The sequence below is a fragment of the Marinomonas pontica genome (assembly GCF_036322735.1).
GTDB classification, from domain to species: Bacteria; Pseudomonadota; Gammaproteobacteria; order Pseudomonadales; family Marinomonadaceae; genus Marinomonas; species Marinomonas pontica.
Window position 1 is genome coordinate 2,122,044 of the sequence record NZ_AP027271.1, and the last position, 24,205, is coordinate 2,146,248.

General features: G+C 46.1%; 19 protein-coding genes and 1 pseudogene. 9 read left to right on the top strand and 11 right to left on the bottom strand.

The genetic code is table 11. From position 1 onward, the window contains the following. Positions 1–130: 130 nt before the first annotated feature. The 5 genes from purU to AABA11_RS10045 form a co-directional block, all read right to left on the bottom strand. Positions 131–997, bottom strand: coding sequence for a formyltetrahydrofolate deformylase (purU, locus tag AABA11_RS10025; protein WP_265728032.1), 867 nt, complete (start codon positions 995–997; stop codon positions 131–133). A 101-nt stretch (positions 998–1,098) separates the two neighbouring features. Continuing rightward, positions 1,099–1,752, bottom strand: coding sequence for a sarcosine oxidase subunit gamma (locus AABA11_RS10030; RefSeq protein WP_265728031.1), 654 nt, complete (start codon positions 1,750–1,752; stop codon positions 1,099–1,101). Further along, complete coding sequence (locus AABA11_RS10035; RefSeq protein WP_338267542.1) at positions 1,745–4,777, bottom strand: sarcosine oxidase subunit alpha; 3,033 nt, start codon at positions 4,775–4,777, stop codon at positions 1,745–1,747. The genes AABA11_RS10030 and AABA11_RS10035 overlap by 8 nt, the downstream gene beginning before the upstream one ends. Before the next feature lie 12 nt (positions 4,778–4,789). Continuing rightward, positions 4,790–5,083: a sarcosine oxidase subunit delta gene (locus tag AABA11_RS10040; RefSeq protein WP_338267544.1), complete on the bottom strand. Its 294-nt coding sequence runs from the start codon at positions 5,081–5,083 to the stop codon at positions 4,790–4,792. 32 nt (positions 5,084–5,115) lie between these two features. Further along, positions 5,116–6,369, bottom strand: a complete 1,254-nt coding sequence (locus tag AABA11_RS10045; protein WP_338267546.1) for a sarcosine oxidase subunit beta family protein — start codon at positions 6,367–6,369, stop codon at positions 5,116–5,118. Positions 6,370–6,792: 423 nt separating this feature from the next. Between AABA11_RS10045 and AABA11_RS10050 the strand changes: the two are divergent. The 5 genes and pseudogenes from AABA11_RS10050 to AABA11_RS10070 all read left to right on the top strand — a co-directional run bounded on the left by AABA11_RS10050 (position 6,793) and on the right by AABA11_RS10070 (position 13,145). Next, positions 6,793–7,794 (top strand): annotated as a pseudogene (locus AABA11_RS10050) (FAD:protein FMN transferase). Positions 7,795–7,948: 154 nt separating this feature from the next. After that, a complete protein-coding gene (locus tag AABA11_RS10055; RefSeq protein ID WP_338267548.1) occupies positions 7,949–9,436 on the top strand; it encodes a sensor histidine kinase in 1,488 nt (495 codons plus the stop codon). Next, complete coding sequence (locus AABA11_RS10060) at positions 9,429–9,854, top strand: response regulator (RefSeq protein ID WP_265727606.1); 426 nt, start codon at positions 9,429–9,431, stop codon at positions 9,852–9,854. Before AABA11_RS10055 ends, AABA11_RS10060 begins: the two co-directional genes overlap by 8 nt. After that, the gene (locus tag AABA11_RS10065) at positions 9,832–11,583 is read left to right on the top strand and encodes a putative bifunctional diguanylate cyclase/phosphodiesterase (RefSeq protein WP_338267551.1); all 1,752 of its coding nucleotides are present in this window, start codon (positions 9,832–9,834) and stop codon (positions 11,581–11,583) included. The genes AABA11_RS10060 and AABA11_RS10065 overlap by 23 nt, the downstream gene beginning before the upstream one ends. Positions 11,584–11,861: 278 nt before the next feature. Continuing rightward, positions 11,862–13,145, top strand: a complete 1,284-nt coding sequence (locus AABA11_RS10070) for a 2-hydroxycarboxylate transporter family protein (protein ID WP_338267553.1) — start codon at positions 11,862–11,864, stop codon at positions 13,143–13,145. A 163-nt stretch (positions 13,146–13,308) separates the two neighbouring features. Here AABA11_RS10070 and AABA11_RS10075 read toward each other — a convergent pair whose 3' ends face one another. Next, positions 13,309–14,799, bottom strand: a complete 1,491-nt coding sequence (locus AABA11_RS10075; protein ID WP_338267555.1) for a Na+/H+ antiporter NhaC family protein — start codon at positions 14,797–14,799, stop codon at positions 13,309–13,311. A 220-nt stretch (positions 14,800–15,019) separates the two neighbouring features. On the opposite strand from AABA11_RS10075, the gene AABA11_RS10080 reads away from it, so the two are divergent. The 3 genes from AABA11_RS10080 to AABA11_RS10090 are packed head-to-tail and all read left to right on the top strand — an operon-like array spanning position 15,020 to position 17,754. Next, positions 15,020–16,618 carry an ATP-binding protein gene (locus AABA11_RS10080; RefSeq protein ID WP_265727601.1) on the top strand — a complete coding sequence of 533 codons (1,599 nt, stop codon included), beginning with the start codon at positions 15,020–15,022 and terminating at the stop codon, positions 16,616–16,618. Continuing rightward, positions 16,615–17,298: a response regulator gene (locus tag AABA11_RS10085; RefSeq protein WP_265727600.1), complete on the top strand. Its 684-nt coding sequence runs from the start codon at positions 16,615–16,617 to the stop codon at positions 17,296–17,298. Before AABA11_RS10080 ends, AABA11_RS10085 begins: the two co-directional genes overlap by 4 nt. Positions 17,299–17,304: 6 nt before the next feature. Then, the gene (locus tag AABA11_RS10090; protein WP_265727599.1) at positions 17,305–17,754 is read left to right on the top strand and encodes a nucleoside-diphosphate sugar epimerase/dehydratase; all 450 of its coding nucleotides are present in this window, start codon (positions 17,305–17,307) and stop codon (positions 17,752–17,754) included. A gap of 66 nt (positions 17,755–17,820) precedes the next feature. On the opposite strand, the gene AABA11_RS10095 is transcribed toward AABA11_RS10090, so the two are convergent. From AABA11_RS10095 to AABA11_RS10105, 3 genes are all read right to left on the bottom strand, one after another. Further along, complete coding sequence (locus AABA11_RS10095) at positions 17,821–18,279, bottom strand: hypothetical protein (protein WP_265727598.1); 459 nt, start codon at positions 18,277–18,279, stop codon at positions 17,821–17,823. Between the two features lie 107 nt (positions 18,280–18,386). Then, complete coding sequence (gene lhgO / locus AABA11_RS10100; protein ID WP_338267558.1) at positions 18,387–19,607, bottom strand: L-2-hydroxyglutarate oxidase; 1,221 nt, start codon at positions 19,605–19,607, stop codon at positions 18,387–18,389. Positions 19,608–19,753: 146 nt separating this feature from the next. Further along, positions 19,754–21,004: a gallate dioxygenase gene (locus tag AABA11_RS10105; RefSeq protein ID WP_338267560.1), complete on the bottom strand. Its 1,251-nt coding sequence runs from the start codon at positions 21,002–21,004 to the stop codon at positions 19,754–19,756. A gap of 98 nt (positions 21,005–21,102) precedes the next feature. On the opposite strand from AABA11_RS10105, the gene AABA11_RS10110 reads away from it, so the two are divergent. Then, a complete protein-coding gene (locus AABA11_RS10110) occupies positions 21,103–22,026 on the top strand; it encodes a LysR family transcriptional regulator (RefSeq protein WP_338267563.1) in 924 nt (307 codons plus the stop codon). Between the two features lie 85 nt (positions 22,027–22,111). On the opposite strand, the gene sucD is transcribed toward AABA11_RS10110, so the two are convergent. Next, positions 22,112–22,984: a succinate--CoA ligase subunit alpha gene (gene sucD / locus AABA11_RS10115; RefSeq protein ID WP_265727594.1), complete on the bottom strand. Its 873-nt coding sequence runs from the start codon at positions 22,982–22,984 to the stop codon at positions 22,112–22,114. Positions 22,985–22,986: 2 nt separating this feature from the next. Beyond that, positions 22,987–24,153 (bottom strand): ADP-forming succinate--CoA ligase subunit beta, encoded by a 1,167-nt coding sequence (sucC, locus tag AABA11_RS10120; RefSeq protein WP_265727593.1) that lies wholly within the window; start codon positions 24,151–24,153, stop codon positions 22,987–22,989. Positions 24,154–24,205 lie beyond the last annotated feature (52 nt).

The following is a 24,205-nucleotide window of genomic DNA, read 5'->3' on the forward strand; positions in this document are numbered from 1 at the left end:
TTCACTAGAAACCATACGCAGCAGACAGACAAACAGACCAGAGTTTTTAAAAGCGGATATTCAGAATAAAAAACGGGGACATCCTTTTTGATCTCCCCGCTGTCGGTTTTCTTATGTGGAAATCACTTCACTAGCCACCAAACACAACAGTACGTTTACCATTTAAGAATACGCGTTTTTCTACGTGGCATTTCACGGCGTTAAACAAGGTAACGCGTTCGATGTCTTGGCCTTTGGCAATCAGGTCTTCTGCGTAGTGAGCGTGGTTCACGACTTGAATGCCTTGGGAAATGATTGGGCCTTCATCTAGGTCGTTGTTCACATAGTGAGCCGTCGCGCCGACCATTTTTACGCCTTTTTCCCATGCTTGGTGATAAGGGCGTGCGCCTTTAAAGCCAGGCAACAAAGAGTGGTGAATATTAATGGCGCGGCCATCCAAGTATTCACACATACTCGGTGAAAGCACTTGCATATAGCGCGCTAGCACAACCAATTCGGTGTCGTATTCTTCAATCAAAGCGCGAACTTTGGCCTCTTGTTCTAGCTTAGTTTCAGCCGTAATGGGCAAATGGTAGTACGGAATACCGTGCCATTTTGCGAGATCTTCTAAATCTGGGTGATTGGAAATAATCACCGTGACGTCGATGTTCAACTGCCCTGTACGAAAACGGTACAAAAGATCATTCAAACAATGGTCGTACTTTGACACCATGATGGCGACTTTTGGCTTGTGATTTGGAGCGGTTAACGACCAATCCATCGAAAATTCAGCGGCGCGTTCTGCAAACTCAGCTTTAAAGGTTGCTTCATTAAAGTCCGCATTTTGTGGCAAAAATTCAATACGAATAAAGAAAAGACCCGACTCACGGTCATCAAAAGAATGAATTTCATCCACGTAGTTTCCGGCTTGCGCCATGTATCGCGTCACCACATCAACGGTGCCGATAATGCTTGGACAGCTGGCTGTAAAGATCCAAGGAGCGGTTTTTAGCTTCATACAATAGCCTCTTTTTTGGCTTCATTTTTTAGATCACGAAAAGGATTGACCACAAACGTGGTCAATCAAACCGTGCGATAACACAAAGGAATAACAATGATTTAAGCGGTTACAACCAAGCCGTATTCTCGGCTGGCGTCTTGGATCCACAACCAGAGATAGTCGGCAAAGCTGCGGCGAACCACGAGTTCGTAGTGATCTTCTGCCACACGACAAATCATCACACCACTTTTTGCAAACACCGTAGAAACCACTTTACCCACCGGAAACTCACTGTCGTGCAAATCCACTGGCGTCGACTTTTTCAACATATCCACCACATGGCTGCCAGAAACGTCAAAAATAGTGGTGCCGCCGCTGATGTTCACCAACGAAAAATGCCCCATGAGTTGCGCATTGAATTGTGTTTCCAATTCAAACGCCTGATCTCCTGACACAATAATCAGCCACTCATCAGGAGAAACCCAACGCACCGACACAGCGTCCGTAGTAACAGACGTTAATGGCTGCATTGGTAACGCCACGCCTAACAAAGACTGAATTACGTTTTGCTGTTCTGCGGTTGGCAAGCAACGCAAGGTTAACAAACCTTTCAGTTTGCGCTCATGAAAATGCACACCGCCTTGCTGCGCCCCTTTCTGGGCAACGCTTGCAAGATCCGCATGATGCAGCGGGCTTTCGCCCATAATATCAGCGGCTGGCAATTGCTTCGTCACCAATTTCGTTTCCGTTGCTGCTACTGTGACATCAGACATTTTGACGTTCCCCTTTTGGATCTAAGAATACTGGGCTACAAATTTCCGCTTCGATGACACGACCGTCTGCAAGTGGGTAGAAGACTTTCTCACCCATCTTATCTAAGCCACCTTTTACAAACCCCATGGCGACAGAGCGGTTCAAGTTCGCGCTCCAGTAGCTGGATGTGACATGGCCAACCATTGGCATTGGGATCGGTGCATTAGGGTCCAACACACCTTGTGCGCCTTCTGGCAACACGGCGTTAGGGTCTAATGTTTTCAAGCCAACAAGCTGTTTACGGTTTTCACGAACACAGTCTTCACGTTGCATGCCGCGTTTACCGATAAAGCTAAATGGCTTCTGCATAGACACCGCCCACGACATACCAAGGTCAAACGGATGCACAGAACCGTCTGTGTCTTGTCCGGCAATAATGAAACCTTTTTCAGCACGCAAAATGTGCATGGTTTCTGTGCCGTATGGGGTTAGGTTAAATTCTTCACCCTGCTCAAATAATGCTTTCCAAACATGCAAACCATAGTTCGCTTGTACGTTGATCTCGAAAGACAACTCACCCGTGAAAGAAATGCGGAAGACACGAGCCGGCACGCCAGCCACTGTCATCGGCTTCCAATCCATAAAGGCCATGTTTTCTTTTGACACATCGTAATCGGTCAGCTTTTCCAACAACTTACGGCTGTTTGGCCCAGAAATCGTCATGGTGGACCAATGATCCGTCACAGACGTGAAGAACACTTCCAACTCTGGCCATTCTGTTTGATGATAAATTTCCAACCAAGAAAGCACACGAGCCGCACCGCCTGACGTAGTGGTCATCAAGAAATGGTTTTCCGCCAGACAAGACGTTACCCCATCGTCAAATACCATGCCGTCTTCGCCACACATTAGGCCGTAACGACATTTGCCAACGGGCAATTTCGCCCAAGCATTGGTGTAAACACGACCAAGGAATTCGCGTGCGTCTTTGCCCTGAATATCAATTTTGCCCAAGGTAGACGCATCTAAAATGCCCACCGACTTACGCGTCGCTACGCACTCACGGTTTAACGCATCTTGCATGGTTTCGTTGCCTTGCGGGTAATACCAAGCGCGTTTCCATTGACCAACGTCTTCAAATTTCGCACCGCGTTCCACATGCCAAGCGTGCATGGCGGTGTAGCGTTTTGGATCAAACAATTCACCACAATCTCGCCCAGCAATCGCACCAAATGTCACCGGCGTGTAGTTTGGACGGAAAATCGTTGTGCCTGTTTCTGGAATGGTTTGATTGAGCATTTTTGCCGCAATCGCCATACCGTTGATGTTGCCCAATTTACCTTGGTCAGTACCAAAGCCCATTGCGGTATAACGCTTAACGTGTTCGATCGATTCGAAGCCTTCGCGACACGCCAACTCAATGCCCGCCGCCGTGACATCATTTTGATAATCCACAAACTGCTTAGGCGCTTTTGACGTTGGTTTAGTGTGTGGAATATGAAACAAAGCCATGGCTTTGCCTTCTTCTACAATCTGCGCTTCTGGCAATGTCACCGTAGGAACCGCCATACCCAAATGCGACAATGCGTCGGTTGCCGCTTTCAAACCTTCTTCCAATACTTTTACTGTGCTGAACGCACCATTGATGGCACCCGCAGTCAGCTGTTTTTGTACCGTAGCGCCAGGCACAAACCCCAGAATGTCATCGTTCCAAACAGGACGAGCCCCTGTGTGACAGGACAAGTGCACCACCGGACTCCAGCCGCCTGATGTCGCCACCGTATCGGCTGTTATTTTCACTGCTGGCCCCACAACGGCATCACCCGCCTCGTTCAAAGGGGCAATCGAAACACTGCTCACACGTTTATTGCCGTGTGCTTCAATCACACCCGAACCCACCATAATGTTGATGCCACGTTCACGCGCAGCGTCCACAAAGGTGCCTTGTGGGTTTTTACGAGAATCAACAATCGCCACGACCTTACGGCCAGCATCATGCCAATCCAGTGCAGTGCGATAGGCGTTGTCGTTAGACGTCATCAATATCAATTCATTACCCGGCACGACGCCATAACGATTAATGTAAGTCGATACTGCGTTTGCAACCATGCAGCCCGGAACATCGTTATTACCAAATACCAAAGGACGTTCATGAGCACCGGTTGTCAACACCACCCATTTTGCGCGAACGCGATGCAAGCGCTGTGCAATTTGCCCATTTGGCGCGCGGTCCGCAAACTGATCAGTACAATGTTGCTGGATCGTCAAAAAGTTGTGGTCGTGATAGCCGTTCACCTGAGAATTAGGCAGCAACAACACGTCTTTAAAACCTGACAATTCTTGAACGACTTCGGCTACCCACTCTGACGCAGGCTTGCCATTTAGGGTTTCGGTGCTGCTTAATAAGCTGCCACCAAATTCGTTTTGCTCGTCAGCAATAATCACACGAGCACCAGCCCGTGCCGCCGTTAATGCCGCCATAAGACCTGCAGGACCCGCACCTACAATGAGCACATCGCAATGCTGATTCATCTTGTCGTAAATGTCTGGGTCATTTTCTTTTGGCGCACGGCCAAGACCAGCGGCTTTACGAATATACGATTCGTAGGTTTCCCACATGGATTTTGGGTACATAAAGGTTTTGTAGTAAAACCCCGGTGGCATCATTTTCCCACCGACCTTACCAACCCAACCCATTACGTCCGTGTCCACACTTGGCCAACCATTGGTCGTACTGGCAACCAAACCATTGTAAAGTGATTGTTGCGTGGCTCGTACGTTTGGAATTTGCGTGGCTTCTGTGGCACCAATTTGCATGATCGCATTGGGTTCTTCGGCGCCCGCTGCAACAATGCCGCGAGGACGGCTGTATTTAAAGCTTCGCCCCACAAGGTCAACACCATTGGCCAATAATGCAGACGCTAATGTATCGCCATCAAACCCTTTGTATTGTTTGCCGTTATAAGTAAACGTCAACGGTTTAGAGCGATCAATACGACCGCCTTTTTGAAGGCGATTTGACTGCTTATTCAATTCTTGTGTCATTGTATCGCTCCTCTATTTCGCGCCATCGGCCACAACAGAGGGCTTTTCACCCACCTTGTAGACTTCTTTAATTTCGTAGGTTTGAGTGTTACGAGTGACGTTAAAATATTTACGACAACCCGCCGCATGAACCCAAAGTTCATGACGTATGCCTCTTGGGTTAGGTCGAAAATACATGAACTCACCCCACTCTTTATCGGTACATGCATCTGGGTCTAATGGGCGCGCAATGTGCGCCTGACCAGCAGCATGAAATTCTTCTTCCTCGCGATATTCACAACAATGCGGGCAATAAATATGAAACATGGTAATTCTCTCCTAGTTCGGCGTTAGCCCGCTTAGTGTGCTACGCCAGCGGCGCCGTGTTCATCCACCAGCGCACCATTATGGAAACGGAACATAGAAAAAGGTTTTGCTAATGGATGCATTTCGCCTTTTGCCAATGACGCCGCAAAAACATGACCAGATCCCGGTGTTGCTTTAAAGCCACCCGTTCCCCAACCGCAGTTGAAAAACAAATTCTTAACCGGTGTTTCACTGATGATCGGACAAGCATCAGGACACGTATCAACAATGCCGCCCCACTGACGATTCATGCGAACACGGCTAAACACAGGGAACATTTCAACAATCGCTTGAATAGTGTGTTCAATCGTCGAATATGAGCCGCGCTGACCGTAGCCGGTATAACTGTCAATACCAGCACCGATCACCAAATCGCCTTTGTCCGATTGCGACGCGTAACCATGTACTTGATTAGACATCACAACAGTATCTAGAATTGGCTTGATTGGCTCTGACACCAAAGCCTGTAACGGATGAGATTCTAATGGCAGTTCAAAACCGCCCATCTTCGCCAACACACTGGAGTTACCCGCCACCACACAACCTACTCGATCCGCTCTAATCTCGCCGTAACGAGCAGTACGTACACCGACCACTGTGCCGTCTTCGATAATTAAATCTTCCACTTCCGTTTGCTGGATAAGATCCACACCGTGGGCATCCGCACCACGAGCAAAGCCCCATGCCACCGCATCGTGACGCGCTACACCCGCGCGAGGCTGCCAAGACGCCCCCATGACTGGATAACGAGCACGATCGGAGCAATCCAATACGGGGACGATTTCTTTTACCTGCTGCGCATCCAAAACTTCGCCATCAATGCCATTTAAACGGTTGGCATTAACACGACGCTCAATATCGCGCATGTCTTGTAGCGTGTGACCAAGGTTCAAACAACCGCGCTGAGAAAACATCACGTTGTAGTTCAAATCTTGAGACAAGCCTTCCCATAGCTTCATCGAATGCTCGTACAAATGCGCAGCTTCGTCCCACAAATAGTTAGAACGAACAATGGTGGTATTTCGCGCCGTATTACCGCCACCTAAGAAACCTTTTTCAATCACAGCGACATTGGTCACGCCAAATTCTTTCGCCAAGTAATACGCCGTTGCTAATCCATGACCGCCACCGCCAACAATAATGACATCGTATTTTTTCTTAGGGGTTGGATTACGCCACACCCGCTGCCAATTCTCGTGATGGCTAAAACTGTGCTTTAACAACCCAAAGCCTGAATAATGCTGCATCAGATCAGCTCCTTACATAAATAATCGCTTCAACGATCATCGTGGTGTGGTTAAAAAAATGTCGTTGCCCTTCAACCAGCTAAGACGCCAGAGACCAAGCATTCACCGTGATAATAGAGAGAAAGATATGCTACCTAATGCTTGGAAGCGTCGAGCGGATGACAATTTACGACAGAGGCGAATTGACGCTTTTGGATAGGACAAAAAACACGCCCATAATGAGAAAAGGAAACAGACAAGCATAAACATGACGCAAAGCCACAAAATGCACATTAATATGGATGATGAAACCCACCATAGAGTTGCCTATAAACGGCTGTTAAACTGGCGAAAATTGACCATCGACAAGGCTTATATTGAATGTCTACTTCCATAAAACACGTAGTGAAAACATCGGTCACGCTGGGTATGAGCGCCCTTTTGATGACGACATTTTTAGTCGGTTGCAGCGAGCCTCCAAAGCTGGAAACAATTCAAGGTTATGCCCAAGGCACGACTTACCAAATTAGTTTTTGGTCTGAAGATGCGGTGCCAGTCACAGAAATACAAACCGCGTTTAACGATACCCTTGCGCAAATAGACAAAGAACTGTCTACCTATCGCCCCGATTCGTTTATCTCTGAATTTAATCGCAGCCCATCGACCGCATGACAACCCGTCTCACAAGATTTTGTCGACTTGGTAAACATTGCCCAAAACATACATGCCAACTCCGAAGGCTGTTATGACCCAACCATCGGGCCCTTGTTCGACTTATGGGGTTTTAAAACCGACAAACTTCATGTGCCAACGCAAGAAGAGCTAACCACACTGAAATCAGAACTGGGCATAGACAAGATCAAAGTTGACGAAGAAAACCTACGCGTTCGTAAAACGCGTCCTTTCTTGCAATTGGATTTTTCGTCCATGGGCGAAGGCTATACCATTGGCAGGTTAAGCCATGTCTTAGAATCCAAAGGCTATGAAAATTACATGGTGCAATTTGGTGGTGACATGAAGATCAAAGGGCACAAGCCCAACGGCGACCTATGGCGAGTGGCAATCCAAAGCCCTATTCCTGCTGCTGACGGCGCACCAAAAGTCTATAAAGTCATTACGGTGAAAAACGAAGACGGTATCACACTCGACACTTCGGGCACTTACAACCGCCACTTCGACGAGAACGGTGTGGAATATTCTCACATTATTAACCCAAGTACAGGCAAGCCCATTACCCACAACCTGATCTCCGCGTCCGTGTTTGGCACCGACCCTAGAATAAGCGATGCGTGGGCAACCGCCATGCTCTGCCTTGGCCCGGTTGAAGGCGCAAAAATCGCCAAACAACAAAACCTAGAGGTGTTCTTCATCGAAAGAGACAACGACAAATTGGTCAACTCAAGCAGTGAAGCTTTGCGCAAAACCGAGAAACTGGTATTTGATTAAGATGTGAATCATTTTATTTCCTGTTGTACTACTTAGCACTTCACTCCCTCTCCTTTTTGAGTCGTTGTAGCGGATCCAAATCCTCATTTGGTTTATTGCTGTTCCGTTGCTTTTGGTCTATCTATATAGAAGGCCTTCTTTACTAACGGATTATATGATGGATCATACTGAAGACGCTTATCATGCTCCTGATAAGCCATTAATACACAGTGATTTTCTGCAACAGTTGGTTGTCTGTCTGCCAATGGGCGCCATGGTGGTGAATACTGAAGCCCGCATACTGTTTGTCAATGATTCTCTTGTGGATATTCTTGGCTATTCTTCCGATGAATTACTGAATGCAGACATCGACATGCTGCTGCCAATCTCGTTTCGAGAAAACCACAAAAATCTCATGCAGCAATTCTTCAAACACCCAAGAAAGCGCCAAATGGGGGTGGGCCAGTCGCTGTTTGCACGCAAAAAAGACGGCGGGCACATTCCGATTGAAATTGGACTAAACCCCATAGAGCAAGATGGCCAGACGTTTGTATTGGCCACCTTAATTGACCTAACCACACGGCAACGAGCGAGCGACATGTTCCAACGCTCGATTCAAAGTGCGCCCCATGGGGTGTTGGTGGTCAGTTCAGAAGGCACCATTCGTTTGACCAATGAAGCCCTGTGTCAGTGTTTCGGCTATCAATCTGAAGCACTCATTGACCAGCCTCTCGACATGCTGTTACCTGAGCGCTATCGAAAACATCACGATCAGTTGCGCGATTCTTTTCATCAAAACCCAACACCCCGCATGATGGGCGTGGGTCGAGATCTCACCGCATTACACAAAGACGGCCGAGAGTTTCCCGTTGAGATTGGTCTAAGCCCCTTTGCCGATGAAGAAGGCAATGAAATGGTGTTGGTGTCTTTGCTGGATATCACTCTACGCAAACGCATGGAACAAGAGTTACGTGAAACCAATACCAATTTAGAAGAATTTACCTACGTTGCTTCACACGACTTACGCTCCCCTTTGCGCGGCATAGCCGATTTATTAGACTGGGTAAAAGAAGATTTAGGCCCAGATGCGTTGCCCGATGTGTCTCGGAATTTAGACCGTATAGAAGTGCGAATTCAGCGTATGGAGCAATTAATCGATAACTTACTGACCTACGCCAGAGCAGGGAAAATCGAGTCCAATACCCAAGACATCAACATCAACACCTTGCTAGACAATGTGATGGAATTGCTGGCCATACCGGCGGGGGTCACCATCACCCGAGACATTCAACTGGAACAATTTACCTCAGTATGGACGCCGTTAGAAACGGTGATCCGTAATTTGATCAGTAACGCGATCAAACATCACGACCAAGAAACAGGAAACCTGTTTATTCGCTGTGTTGCCGAGAACAATATGTGTCATTTTTCCATCTGTGACGATGGCCCTGGCATTCCCGAAGCGGCGTTTTCGCGTATTTTTCGGTTATTTCAAACGGTCACATCGAACGAACGAAGCGGCACTGGCATAGGACTTTCAGTCAGTCGGCGATTAGTCGAAACCCATGGCGGGCGGATTAGTGTGGAGTCGAACCAGCATCAAAGAGGCGTGACATTTCATGTTTGGTGGCCACGCTTTTTAAGGAAAGATACCCATGATTAATACGTTAAATGTGCTTATTGTAGAAGATGACGATGTCGCGGCAGAGTCTATTACACGTAGCCTAAAAAAATTCGCACCCGATATTTGCCTAGTGTACGCAGAGCATGGCAAAACGGCGATTGAGATACTTGAAAAGCGACATCCTACGCGCACGCTTCATCCTCCGTATCTGGTGCTGTTGGATTTGAATATGCCCGTCATGAACGGGTTTGAATTTTTAGAATACGTGCGAGATGACGCAACCCTGCAAGACACGGTGATTTTTATTCTTACTACGTCCAATGACGATAATGACAGATCACGAGCCTATGACAATAACGTTGCTGGTTATATGGTCAAATCCTCTGTGGGCCCCCAATTTGCCAAATTAGCCGTACTGATGGATGCGTATCGAAATGCTGTTGAACCAAACTGTTGAGTCTGGAGAAACTGTTGAATCTGGAGAAGCTATGGATGCCATACAAGCGTATGAGGGAACTTCGCTCAATCTGTTGATTGTTGACGATGATGACGTCGATCGTGAGCGTCTTCGCAGAATGCTGTCCAAATCAGACATTCAAACGCGCGTGTCTGAAGCCGCATCAGTGGAAGACTCTTTGGTGTATTTAAGCCGTGACGATTATGACTGCGTCATTATTGATTATCGATTGGGACTGAGCTCTGGATTAACCTTGCTAGACAATATTCGCACCACCATGGACAACCATTGCGCGGTGATTATGATCACCGGCTTAGGCGATGAAGAAGTGGCTGCCGAAGCGATGCGACTCGGCGCGAGTGACTATTTATTAAAAAATCAGCTCCAAAGCTCACAGCTGATCCATGCCATCGTAAATTCCATTCATCGAGCGGAGCTAGAAAAAAAGCTCCATGATATGGCCCACTACGATAATTTAACCGGATTGGCCAGCCGTCCTTTACTTCTGGAAAACTTACAATCGATTGTGACAAACAATGAAGCGGCTGCCGTTGCCTTTTTGGATCTAGACAATTTTAAACCCGTTAATGACAATTACGGTCACGATACGGGTGACTATGTATTAGTCACCATCGCAAACCGCCTGAAACAAATACTCCGCAAAAGTGACACATTGTCACGCATTGGCGGCGATGAATTTGTTTTGCTGCTGCGTGGCATATCGAATCAAAGAGAGTGCAATCGTTTTTTAACGCGCCTAATTCATTTGATCAATACTCCCATTGAATTACCGGAATTTGACTGTCAGGTACAAGTCTCTGCGAGCATTGGTGTCACTTTAGTCACAGACAACTGTTTAGATGCCGACACAATATTACGTCGTGCTGACCAAACCATGTACCAAGCAAAACACGCGGGTAATAATAAAATTCTTTTCTTCGACCCAGAAGAAGAGAAGCGTCAATACGACCGAAGAGCCATGCTCCAAGCCGCTGAGCGAGGCATTGAATGCAACGAATTTGAACTCTATTACCAGCCTCAAATAGACATGATCAACCATCGTATTATCGGGGCGGAAGCACTGATTAGATGGAACCACCCTACTTTGGGGTTCTTGCATCCAATGGAGTTTAGGGAAGCATTGGAGCACCCAAGTACGGGCGTTTTGATTGGCGAATGGGTTTTAAAAGAAGCGCTCAAACAACATGCTGCTTGGAATAAAAAAGACCTTGTTGTCAGCGTGAACATAGCGCCAGCACACCTTTTGAGTAAGCGTTTCTTCCAGCGGCTTGCTTTACTGCTAAAAAACGCCCCCGATGTCCCACCAGAATCACTGGAAATAGAAATCCTTGAGACGGTTTCGGTCAGTGACATAGACAGCGCGGTCGAGGTTGTGAAAGTCTGTCAGCAACTTGGCGTCCATGTTGCCTTAGACGATTTTGGAACGGGTTACGCATCGCTAAGTTATTTAAAACAGCTGCCACTGAATACATTAAAAATGGACAAGAGTTTTGTTCTAAACTTGTTAACCAATCCTGAAGATCGTGCGATTATTGCGTGTATCGTCGAGCTGAGTAAGACATTTGGGTACAAACTTATTGCCGAAGGCGTAGAGTCTCAGGAGCTTGAACAAGCACTGATCGGCATAGGTTGTCAGTTTGGACAAGGGTATTTTATCGCAAAACCCATGTCCGCAGACGCAATGAGCAGCTGGATGATATCGCATTAAACACGCTTTCTTTTTTCTAGCCATTGCGTTTCGTTCTGAGCGATTAACGCTCCTTTTCACCACTTGGCACCTCCTATTGTGGGTGCCATTTTCTCTTTTTTACGACAGGCAAATAGCGACAAAATATGCGCCCCACTGTGTAAAACATGGCAGATAAACACGTTACAAAAGTTTCAAAACCTCTTTTTAGTTTCATTAAGGTCAAAGTAACTTCCGCTTAGAAAGAAGGTTGGTAGACTGCGGCGCAATCAAAACAAGCAAAAAAAAGAGAGTCCACAATGATCACTAACGATGTTATGACAGTGCAAGACCAACGCGCTAGCAAAATCATATTGGCAATCGCCGCTATCACAATTGTATTGGCCACGTTCGCAGGCAAGATGCCAAGCGGTATGATTGGTGCTTTGGGTATTATGGTTATTATCGGTTTTGTTCTTAACTATATTGGAGACAGAACACCGATTATCAACCAGTTCTTCGGTGGCGGTGCCATCGTGGTGATTTTCGGCTCCGCTTACCTTTTTCACAGCGGTTTGTTTCCTTCTAGTGCAGAAAGCAATGTCACCACTTTCATGAAAAGCGGCGGCTTCTTAGCGTTTTATGTAGCAAGTCTTGTGACTGGCTCTATTTTTGGTATGGACACCCAAACGCTGAAAAAAGCGGCGCTAAAATACATTCCCGTTATTCTTGGTTCGGCTTTTTTTGCTTGTATCTTTACGGGCTTAGTTGGCATGCTCGTTAGCAAAGATTTTTACGACTCTGTCATGCTAATTGCGTTACCTATCATGGGTGGCGGTATGGGCGCTGGCGCTGTGCCTTTAGTAGAAATCATGTCTGGCAAAACAGGCATGAGCGCAGAAACATTGATGTCACAAATGGTTCCAGCACTGGCAATTGGTAACGCGATCGCCATCGTGATGGCAGGCTTGCTTAACAAGGTTGGTCAAATGGCGCCAAGCTTAACTGGTAATGGTCAATTGATTCGTGGTCAAAAGTCGGTTTCGGAAGAAGATCAAAAAGCATCAGCATTAAGCGTCACCACTTTGGGTGTGGGCGCATTGCTTGCTGTAAGCATGTATTTCCTTGGCACGTTATTGTCAAACTACATCAGCATGCACACCTACGCCTTGATGATTCTTTCTATTGCACTCATCAAAGTATCCGGCATCATGCCTGCGGCGCTAGAACAGGCTGCCCACTCTTGGTATAAGTTTGTGGTTGGCAACCTAACACCGGCTCTTTTAGTTGGTATTGGCGTGGCTTACACTGACCTAAACCAGATTTTGAATGCCTTGTCTCCAATGTATTTCTTGTTGGTGCTTATCACTGTTCTTGGCGCTGTATTTGGTGCCGGTTTGATTGGCTGGTTGATGGGCTTCTACCCTATTGAAGCGGCTATCACTGGCGGTCTTTGTATGGCGAACATGGGCGGTACTGGCGATGTGGCGGTTCTTGCGGCAAGTAAACGCATGGAACTGATGCCGTTCGCACAAATTTCTTCACGTATTGGTGGAGCCTTCATGTTGATACTGGCGACGCTAGTGGTTCAAGCTATCGCGTAACTTACTGAGCGTATTGATTACGCTACTAAAATTATTACGTTGCTAAAAAAAGAAGCCCTCATGAGTGAGCGGCTTCTTTTTTTACATCTGAAATCAAGGCATAAAAGACGAAAAACAGTTTAAGCCTCAGCCATTTCTTCAATGTATCTTCTTTCTTCATTAGTTATAAAGAATAACCCAGCACGATAAAAATACTGAAACTCACCACCGCACCAATAGCGGTATAAGGTAACTGCGTGAGGGCATGCGACATAGGAGAGCAGCCCGCTCCTTGCGCAGCGAGTACCGTAGAGTCACTAAAGAAGCAGGCATGGCTACCAAAAGAAGAAGCAGACAATAACGCCCCTATGACTAACGCCATATTAGCGTCCACACTCAGTGCAATGGGCACGACAATAGGAATCGCAATAATAAAAGACCCCCAACTGGATGCTGTTCCAAAGACAACCGCCGCCATTACGAGAAACACCAACGCAGGCATCAATTCAGCGGTCATAAAAGGCGACACCACTTCCACAAGATACTGTGTCATTCCCAACTGGTCATTCACAGACTTCAACATAAACCCAGCAATGACGGTTGAAAGTGGGTATAGCATTACTTTAAAGCCTTCAAAAATCCCTTTAAATTGCTCTTCTAATGTCAACAACCCTTGTAAGTAATACATAGCGACAGTAATAGCCAACGTCACTATAACGCCTCTTAACAAATCGATATCATAGTAGACGGTCGCCGCAATAAGAATGATCATCGGCAGAATAAAGTTGAGCATGCCAACAAAGTTGCTTGTTTGCTTACGGTCATTCGAAGGCGCGGCTTCCATATTATCGCCATCATAATCGTCCGGTAAGGGCTGGCCGGACAAGGCTCTGGCTTCTGCTTTTTTCATTGGACCAAAATTACCAACCACGCCCAAAGCGACCAAAAACACCAATACAAGAGCCACCCAGCCATAGACCATAAAAGGAATCGCTGAAATATAAACGCTTAAACCCGCACCATCCGCCGCTAGGCCGTTTTCTTCTAATAAACCAGAGAAGAATACAGCCCATGTCGATACCGGTACCAAAATACACATTGGTGCGGCGGTGGAATCGATAATGTATGCCAATTTTTCACGCGATACCTTGTAGTGATCGGTGACTTTTTTAACCGATGACGACACAGCCAAGCAGTTAAGGTAATCGTCTATAAACACCACCAAGCCAATGAAAAAAGTGGTGAGAAGAGACTGTCTACGAGATGTAATCTTGCCTTTTAGCCAATCGCTGAAATTACCTAAACAGCCACTTTTCTCTAAAAGAACAATCAATCCGCCCATCAAACCGCAGACAAGAACAATCCAAATAATAGTTTCGTTGCCCATTACTGTCGACAAGGAATCCGATAGAGACGACACCACATTGCTGTTATCGATCATGATCAAACCGGCGATCACACCAGTAAGCAACGATTCAAAAGGCGCGCGATAAATGATCGCAATAGCAAGCACAAACAAAGTGGGAAACAGTGCTTTCGCCCCCCAACTTTCACCCGTTTCATGCGTGGCTGAGAGAGACCAAAAGAAGCCAATTGTGGCGAGTGTGACCATAACCGATAAATACAGCGACCGTTTCGGACGGATGGTCGTCAACACTCGAATAACTTGTTCCATCAGGAATTCCTTACATTTAGTATATTTTTTATAAGATATTGAAAATACGCCTAAATGCAGTGACATTGATATATCCCCTGAGGGTTACCCCCAAGGGAATATCACTCTGGATTAATCTCGACATCACCGACGAAATTGCCCTACACCCGCCCTTCTTGTTTAGCCACTGTGACGTATGTTGTATACTCGCGTTTCTTCTAAGATGAATCATGACTCGCAAATGACCCTAAAGTCTTACCTCGCATTAATCACCGTTTCTACGATTACCATTATCATTGTGGCGGTTGCTTTGGTATTCGGCTACTCATTGCAAAAGGCGTATTTAGAAGGCATCAGTAAACGCGGACTTGAGCTTGCCAGAGTCATTGCTCATGATGAAAAAGTCATTAATGCGGTCAACGTCAGTAATAGCGGACGATACAGCTCTCTTGAGGAGCATATCGAAACACTTCGCCGACAAACAGACGCTTCGTATATCGTTGTGGTTAACCAGCACGCTATACGACTCAGCCACCCTAATGCTGACCTAGTGGGCAAAACCTTTATTGGGGATGACATTTACCCATCGCTGACCAAAGGGGTCGATTTTACCAGCGTTGCAAGTGGTTCACTCGGAGAGGCCATTCGAAATTTCACCCCTATAAAAGACAACAACATAGTGATTGGCGCCATCAGCGTCGGGTATTTATCTCAAACTACCAGTGAATTGATCTATCAACATCTGCAAGAAGCAGGCTTGTTGATGGTATTCGTTTATTTACTTGGGGTAATCATTGCCGTTATTTTGATCGCCAAATTGAAACGAACCTTTCTGTCTTTTGAACCCGAAGAAATTGTTCAACGCTTCAAAGAACATGAACTCATTTTAGACAGCATCCGTGACGGCATTGTGGCGATTGATCACGAACAGAACATCACCGCCATCAACAGCATGGCGCTGGAATGGCTAACTATGAATGTGGTGAGCCCATCACAAGTTATTAAAAAGCCATTGAGCGAACAGTCACAAAGCCTTTCGCACTTTGTTTTAGAGGCAAAAGGACAAATAACGCAAAACCGCTTTCATTTGGGCAAACTGGAGTTCATGGCCACACTCTATCCGATCAAAAGCACCAAAGGCGACGTAGGTTATGTCATCGTTTTCTTCCCTGATCATGGTGAAAAATCACTGGAACAAGAACTCACTGCCACCAAAAACTACGCCGATCTATTGCGCGCTAAAACTCACGAGTATTCCAACCGCTTAAACGTGCTATCTGGCATGTTACAGGCGGAACGCTATAGCGATGCCATTGAATTTTTACAACAAGAAAGCGATGGTGATCAAGCGGCACTGAGGCGCATAATCAGGACCATCGAAAACAGCGCTGTAGCAGGTCTGATTTTCGCAAAACACAGTAAAGCAAGAGATTTACAAGTCGAGATGTTACTAGAAAGCGATTGTCAGCTTGGGCAATACCCCGCCAGTACAAATGATGCATTGGTCACCCTAGTAGGTAATTTGATCGACAATGCTCTGCTGGCAGCGTGGTCAAACAGACAGCAGGTTCCTCCTTTTGTTAAGCTGTACATAAGCGACCGTAATGCGCACATTATGATTCAAATAGAAGACAGTGGCGCAGGTGTTGACGAAAAACTGGAAAGCCGCATTTTGGATTTTGGCGTCAGCAGCAAACACAACACAGAACAACATGGCATCGGGCTGTATTTGGTCAAAAAAATCGTTGACCAATACCATGGCAGCCTAGATTGGGAGCGCAGCGAAACGGACACGACTGTGTTTAGTATTTATTTAGACAAACGAGCACTCACCAGATGAATCGTATCCCTGTAATGATTGTGGAAGATGATCTACGTGCTAGCTATGTATTAGAAAGTACCATCAACCAGCATTCCGATTTTTACGTCGTGGCGGCTTGCGAAAGCATTGTCGAAGCCGAATTAAAAGCAGAAGCGTTCGAACCAGAGCTGATCATGGTCGACATCTCGCTCCCTGATGGCAATGGCATCGACCTCATTAAATCCCTGAAGCAACATGGGCGACACGCCTCTTTTATCATGACCACGGCGGAGCGAGAAACCGCAACCATCGAAACCGCCATCCAACTTGGTGTGATGGATTACCTTGTAAAGCCCATTCGAATGTCTCGTGTGTTGCAAGCGCTTGACGATTATCTGGACTTTAAAAAGCGTCTCACTAAGACGCAAAAAATTGACCAACAAGACATCGATGCTCTTTTTCGCAAAAGCGTCATTGCCGACCACACTCGAAAAACACCTAAAGGCATTGACGAAAATACCTTGGAAAAGCTCAACCAGTATTTACACACCATCAATGATGAGTCTTTCACGGCCGAAGAGATCGGAGACGCGATTCACCTCAGTCGCATTACTGCCAGACGTTATCTGGAATATTTAGAAGCCCAAGGACAGGTTTCCATGACCTTGGATTATAAAACGGGCGGCAGACCAAAACAGCGCTACACAAAAACGATTTAATTCATCATGATAAACACACTTTTTGCGCTCTTATTGACTTGGTTTCGCCCAACACCATCGCCGGTAAAGGTCATTTTTATCGGCATAGATTACGGCTGCTTTTCCTTAGCAGCCGCCTTACTCGACAATAAAAAAACGCCCCTTCCGACGATTGAAATTAGCGCATTTATCGACGATGAGCCATGGAACAACAGAACCCTCGTGCATGGGGTGACGGTGTATTCACCCAGCGAAATCTCAGCACTTGTTCGAAAACACAAGGTGTCGCTGATTGTTCAAATCGAAGACGAATCGATATACATTGCAGACAATATTTGGGAAGGGGTATTGAACACCAAAGTCGAAGTCATCACGCTAACACCGGACCAAACATTGGCAGACAGGCAAGCCGCCATTTACAAGGCGAGTATAAAACACGCGGATAACATAAAGACCACCAGCAAAAAAGACCGTTAAACCAAGGAAGAGTTGCCTTAGCTTAACGGTCTGATATTCCAATTCAGATAGACGGCCAGTCAACCATTAATAAGTACGGCCAAGGGCTAGCTGCTGAGTAGACATGCTCATTGCTGTCTCTAATGATTGCATAGAGGGCATCGCCGTCACTTGGAGTTGATCACCATAAATATCTTTTGGTAGTGACATATCGTTGCGTTGCGCCATCACGGATTTGAACGCTTCCACATCCACTGAATCTGGACCATTTTTAATCGTATTCATCTCGTCTTGAGTAAGAGTGGCTATGCCTCCACCGGGCAAATAGATGGTTCCTGTTATGAAGTCGACACCAAAGGCAACAACACCTGGGACAAAGAAAAATAGCAGGCCTATCGCGTCTAATGCGGCAACGCCAACATCGATCTGACCATTCGTTTGGCCACGACGCTCCGGATAAAGCAACGTACCACAGGCGGTTACTTGGGTGATTAGCAGCGCCGCTACCACCCCTTTAGTGATGCGAGTAACGCCTCTATTTTTCATAAAAACCATCTTCTACTCTCCTTATTTGTGATGACTGTCTTATCACTTTAGCTTGAACAAGCGTCAGAATACAAACCACGTCATGTTTGTTCCACAATGCTTGCGGACTAAATAGACGTAATCTGCTCATCCAGTTTGTCAACAATGTATTCACCAATTGGGAAAGCACTGGTGGCGGCCGGTGAGGGAGCATTGCAAACGTGCAACGTCCTCGCACTTTGGGCAAATAGGAAATCGTGTACCAGACTACCATCGTTCATGACGGCTTGCGCTCTAATACCAGCTGGATACGGTTGTAAATCGTCTAAGGTAACAAGATCACAATATTTTCTGACCTGTGCCAAATAGCCGGGCTTATACCAAGAATTTTTCGTTTCCGTTAACCCTGTTTTCCAATGATTTCGTAATAGCTTCCAAAAGCCAGGAAAACGAACCATGTCAAAAATATCGCGGAAATTAATATTGATACGGCCATACCCTTCCCTTTTCCAGCCTTGTACTGCATTTGGACCCACCGTAACAGATCCGTCAATCATGCGCGTAAGATGCACGCCTAGAAAGGGTAAGTCGGGATCGGGAATCGGATAAATAAGATGATTCACAATCTTGTTGTGCTTTGAAGGTAAGCGGTAATACTCACCCCGAAACGGGATGATTTGAAAATCAGTCTGGATATTCAGCATTTTCGTTAGACGATCCGCCATCAGACCACCACAACTCACCAAATAGGAGGTGCTCACGACATCATTATTTAACGTGATGCCAACACGTTCATTGCTCTCGTCTAGCGCAACCACCTCGGTACTTAGCCGTAATTCACCGCCTTTACTGATAAAAAGCTCCGCGAGCTTTTCGCAGATGCGTCGGTAGTTAACAATGCCGGTAGAAGGCACAAACAACGCCGCCACGCCCTTAACATTGGGCTCGCGTTCTTTTAACTGACCCTGATCCAGCTTGTACACTTCTAAATTGTTCTCTTGGCAACGCTGAAACAACACTTCCATGCGAGTGTGCTCTATGTCGTTGGTGGCCACCAGCAACTTACCACACTCATCGAAATCAATATTATGCTGAAGACAAAAGGCTTTTGTGGCTTGCGCACCGCGTTGGCAAAAATCGGCTTTTAGACTCCCCGGTGCATAATACACGCCCGCATGAATAACACCGGAGTTATGGCCTGTCTGATGTGTGCCGACTTCGGCTTCTTTTTCCACCAGTAAAATACGGTATGTGGGATATCGTTGAAGCAATTGCCACGCTGTCGACAAACCCACAATTCCAGCTCCAATCACGGTAATATCAAAGTGTGTCGTTTGTTCGTTTGCCATAATAGCCTCTTATATTTTTTTTGTATTATGGCACGCTACGAACAAAAAAAAACCAGAGCGAGAGGACTCGTTCTGGTTTTAATATAGATTGATCACGGTTTACTTTGCTTCAATGTTTGTCCAAAAGCCCCATACTGTAGCGTCGGTTACTTTTTACCCACTGAATACTGCATCGATACTTTTCGGCTCGCTTGAAATTGCGCCATCGTTTCTCCACGCATACTGGCATAGATTTCTGGATTCGATTTACCCATTACCGCCGATAGTTTTTCTAAACCAAAAAATATAGCACCGTATTGAATCATTTCGATCCATTTAAGCTCTCGCACCATGTCTTTTTCTTCCTTCGTCAACTGACATTCCGTCATCAGTTCTTCTTTTTCAGACAAAAAACGCTCACGATGCAATGGGTCAGAAAGGTTACGTAAAAACAGGTTCAATCGATACGCTTTATGACTTCTTTCTAAGGTGAATGGGTAGGTGCCTTGCAGTTTCTCCAAACCGTCTAATTGATGGGTCAGTTGCGTATCTTCAACAACAGGCTCAACGGATTCTGTGTCTTCATAAATCACCGTAGCGATGTTTGTCATAGACGGCAAATACGTACTGCGATGAACAGGCTTCACCTTATCAGACAATGCCCCGCGCATAATCAGCCACATGATGACTTCAGCACCTTCAAAGCCCCCTTTAGTCGCGTATTCAGCATGCGTTAATTTCGTTAAGGCGTCTGGGTTTGCTTCTAAAGCGTCCAGAAATTCATTGTCCCATGCTTCGTCGTTAAAGCCACAACGCTCTCCATGAACCTGATGCGACAACCCCCCCGTTGCCACAATAGCCACACGCATATTCTCATCGGGAAAACTTTGAATGGCTTTGCGGAGCGCTTTACCAAATTGGTAACAACGTTTTGCCGTTGGTGCAGGAAACTGCAATACACCAACCTGCAATGGAACGACCGTACCCTTCCACGCTGCACCGTCTTTTTCTGGTGCTATCATTGAAAATGGAGAAAAAAAGCCGTGATCTAATGGCTTTTTCTGGAAAGTAGCCAAGTCAAACTCTGCGTTCATCATAGATTGTGCAATATGACGCGATAAGGCCACATGGCCAGAAGCTGGCGGATAGTCTCGAGCACCACCACCCTCGTCTGCGGTCTGATAAGAATCATCCACACCTAAGGTAAATGGCGAATAATGATCAAAGAAGAACGACGTAATGTGATCATTGAAAATAAGGAACAACACATTTACTTTTTGATCATGCACCCAATTTTGCAGTACAGAAAAGTCATCAAAGATCGGCTTCCAAGCCGCGTCGCTGCCTTTATTTGTGTCTTTTGCAAACGCAATCGTGGGCGAATGGGAAGCACCGATGCCGCCAATAATTTTAGCCATTCTTTTTTCCTATATTTTTATAATTACTAGATATGAAAAGAGAATACTCATAAACTAAAAAAACAACAATCTGGCAAATTAAAACCAATCGTTTCCTTATGAAAACAATATATTCAAATCTACAGCGCAACCTCAGTGACATTCCCGCTTTCGTGCAAGTGGTTGAAACCAAAAGCATGTCGCTGGCCGCCATTCAGCTTGGGGTATCCAAATCCACCATCAGTAAATCCATTACCCGTCTGGAGGAAACACTCAAACTTCGATTGCTTGAAAGAAATTCTAGGAATATTTGGGTGACTGCTGAGGGGCAAACACTGTACCGCCATGCTTGTCAGATACTGCAGCTTGTTAATGAGACAGACTCAGCCATTACAGGTTTGCAATCAGAGCCTACCGGAAGAGTGAGGGTAGCCATGCCAATGGCGTTTTGCCGAGAGTTACTGGCACCTAATCTGAGTACATTTCAAAAAGCTTACCCAAAAATACAGCTCGACATTATGATGAACGGGCACTCGTTGGATATTTTTCATTACGAAATCGATATAGCCGTGATAGTTGGTGAGCTTGAAAACTCCGAATTGATTGCAATGCCCTTGTATTCAGGAACTTTAAAATGGGTCACAACACCGACTTATTTGGCTCAACAGGATACCCCCATCACACTGGACACCTTAACAAACCACATTCGCCTCTGCGAAACTCGCTACGGCATTGATCGCTTTCCTGTTCATCAGAACACTCAAAGAAGCCACCTAGACTTGCAGACCAATATTTCACACTGCAATGATCCACTCACAGTGCGAGAGGCACTGCTAACTGGCGGAGGCGTGTCACTTCTCCCTGAACAATACTGCCTGAAACATCTTCAAACGGGGCAATTGGTTGAGATTCTACAAGACATTCAACCGGAAACAGGGGCGGCCAAACTCACGGCACTGTACCCGAGCCGAAAAAATAGATCTCAGCGCGTCGATGTGGTTCTGAAATTTCTAAAAGAGCTTTGCCAGTCACTAGGCGCATAGCATGTTCCAGCCACTCTCAATTCCATGCAAAAAAAATCCCTGCCTTAGCAGGGATTTTTAGAATCAGTTGCCTGAAAGCGCTAACTTACCAGCCAGTGATTTCTTTAAGAGCGGCACCGATGTCTGCCAAAGAACGTACGGTTTTAACACCAGCGTCTTCTAGAGCAGCAAATTTTTCATCAGCTGTACCTTTACCACCAGAGATGATCGCGCCAGCGTGACCCATACGCTTACCAGCAGGTGCCGTAACACCAGCAATGTAAGACACAACAGGCTTAGTTACGTTTGCTTTGATGTAAGCAGCCGCTTCTTCTTCCGCTGTACCACCGATTTCACCGATCATTACAATCGCTTCAGTCTGTGGATCGTTTTGGAACATTTCCAATACGTCGATGAAGTTAGTACCAGGAATTGGGTCACCACCGATGCCTACGCAAGTAGATTGGCCAAAACCAGCATCAGTCGTTTGCTTAACCGCTTCATAAGTCAACGTACCAGAACGAGATACGATACCCACTTTACCTGGCAAGTGAATGTGACCAGGCATGATACCGATCTTACATTCACCTGGTGTGATTACACCTGGGCAGTTAGGACCGATTAGGCGTACGCCCAAGCTGTCACAAGCCACTTTACAGTCAAGCATGTCTAGAGTTGGAACGCCTTCAGTGATACAAACGATTAGTTTGATGCCTGAGTTAGCCGCTTCAAGAATAGAGTCTTTAACGAAAGGTGCTGGAACGTAGATAACAGATGCTTCAGCACCCGTTTGTTCAACAGCTTCTTTCACTGTGTTAAAAACAGGAAGGCCAAGGTGAGTTTGACCACCTTTACCAGGTGTTACACCGCCAACCATTTTCGTTCCGTAAGCAATCGCTTGCTCAGAGTGGAAAGTACCTTGGCCGCCAGTAAAACCCTGACAGATTACTTTAGTATCTTTGTTAATTAAAACAGACATTATTATTTGCCCTCCGCAGCTTTAACTACTTGCTCAGCCGCGTCTTTCAAGCTTGATGCAGCAATGATATCTAGACCAGAGTTCGCAAGAACTTCACGACCTAGTTCAGCATTTGTACCTTCAAGACGAACAACAACAGGCACGTTTACGCCTACTTGCTCAACCGCACCGATAATACCTTCAGCGATCATATCGCAACGTACGATACCACCGAAGATGTTAACCAATACCGCTTTAACATTGTCATCAGAAAGGATGATTTTGAACGCTTCAGCAACACGCTCTTTCGTCGCGCCGCCACCAACGTCTAGGAAGTTAGCTGGTTTGCCACCGTGTAGGTTAACGATGTCCATTGTACCCATCGCTAGGCCAGCACCGTTTACCATGCAGCCAACGTTTCCGTCTAGTGCAACGTAGTTAAGTTCCCACTGTGCAGCATGTGCTTCACGCTCATCTTCTTGAGATGGATCGTGGAACTCTTGCATTTTCTTCTGACGGTAAACCGCATTGCTATCAATGTTGATTTTGCCGTCTAGACAGTGAAGGTTACCTTCGTCAGTAATTACTAGAGGGTTGATCTCTAGTAGAGCGAAGTCGTAGTCGTGGAACATTTGAGACAAACCAAGGAAGATCTTAGTGAACTGCTTGATCTGTGCAGCGTTAAGACCCATTTTGAACGCCATTTCGCGCGCTTGGTAAGGTTGAGCACCTACTAGAGGGTCAATGATCGCTTTATGAATAAGTTCAGGCGTTTCTTCCGCTACTTTTTCAATTTCTACGCCGCCTTCAGTAGACGCCATGAAAACAACTTTGCGCGTAGAACGGTCAACAACCGCACCTAGGTACAATTCGTTTGCGATGTCTGTGCAAGACTCAACAAGAATCTTAGTAACTGGCTGACCTTTTTCGTCAGTTTGGTAAGTTACTAGGTTTTTACCGATCCAGTTCTGCGCAAACGCAGCAACTTCTTCATAAGAATCAACAAGCTTTACACCGCCTGCTTTACCGCGACCACCAGCATGAACCTGAGCTTTAACAACCCACTTGTCACCACCAATTTTCTTCGCTGCTTCAACCGCCGCTTCTGGCGTGTCTACTGCGTACCCTGTAGATACTGGCAGGCCATATTCAGCAAAAAGCTGTTTAGCCTGATATTCATGTAAGTTCATTTGATTCTTCCGCTCATCTGAATGGTTGACATAAGCTCTGCCCGTTAAGACA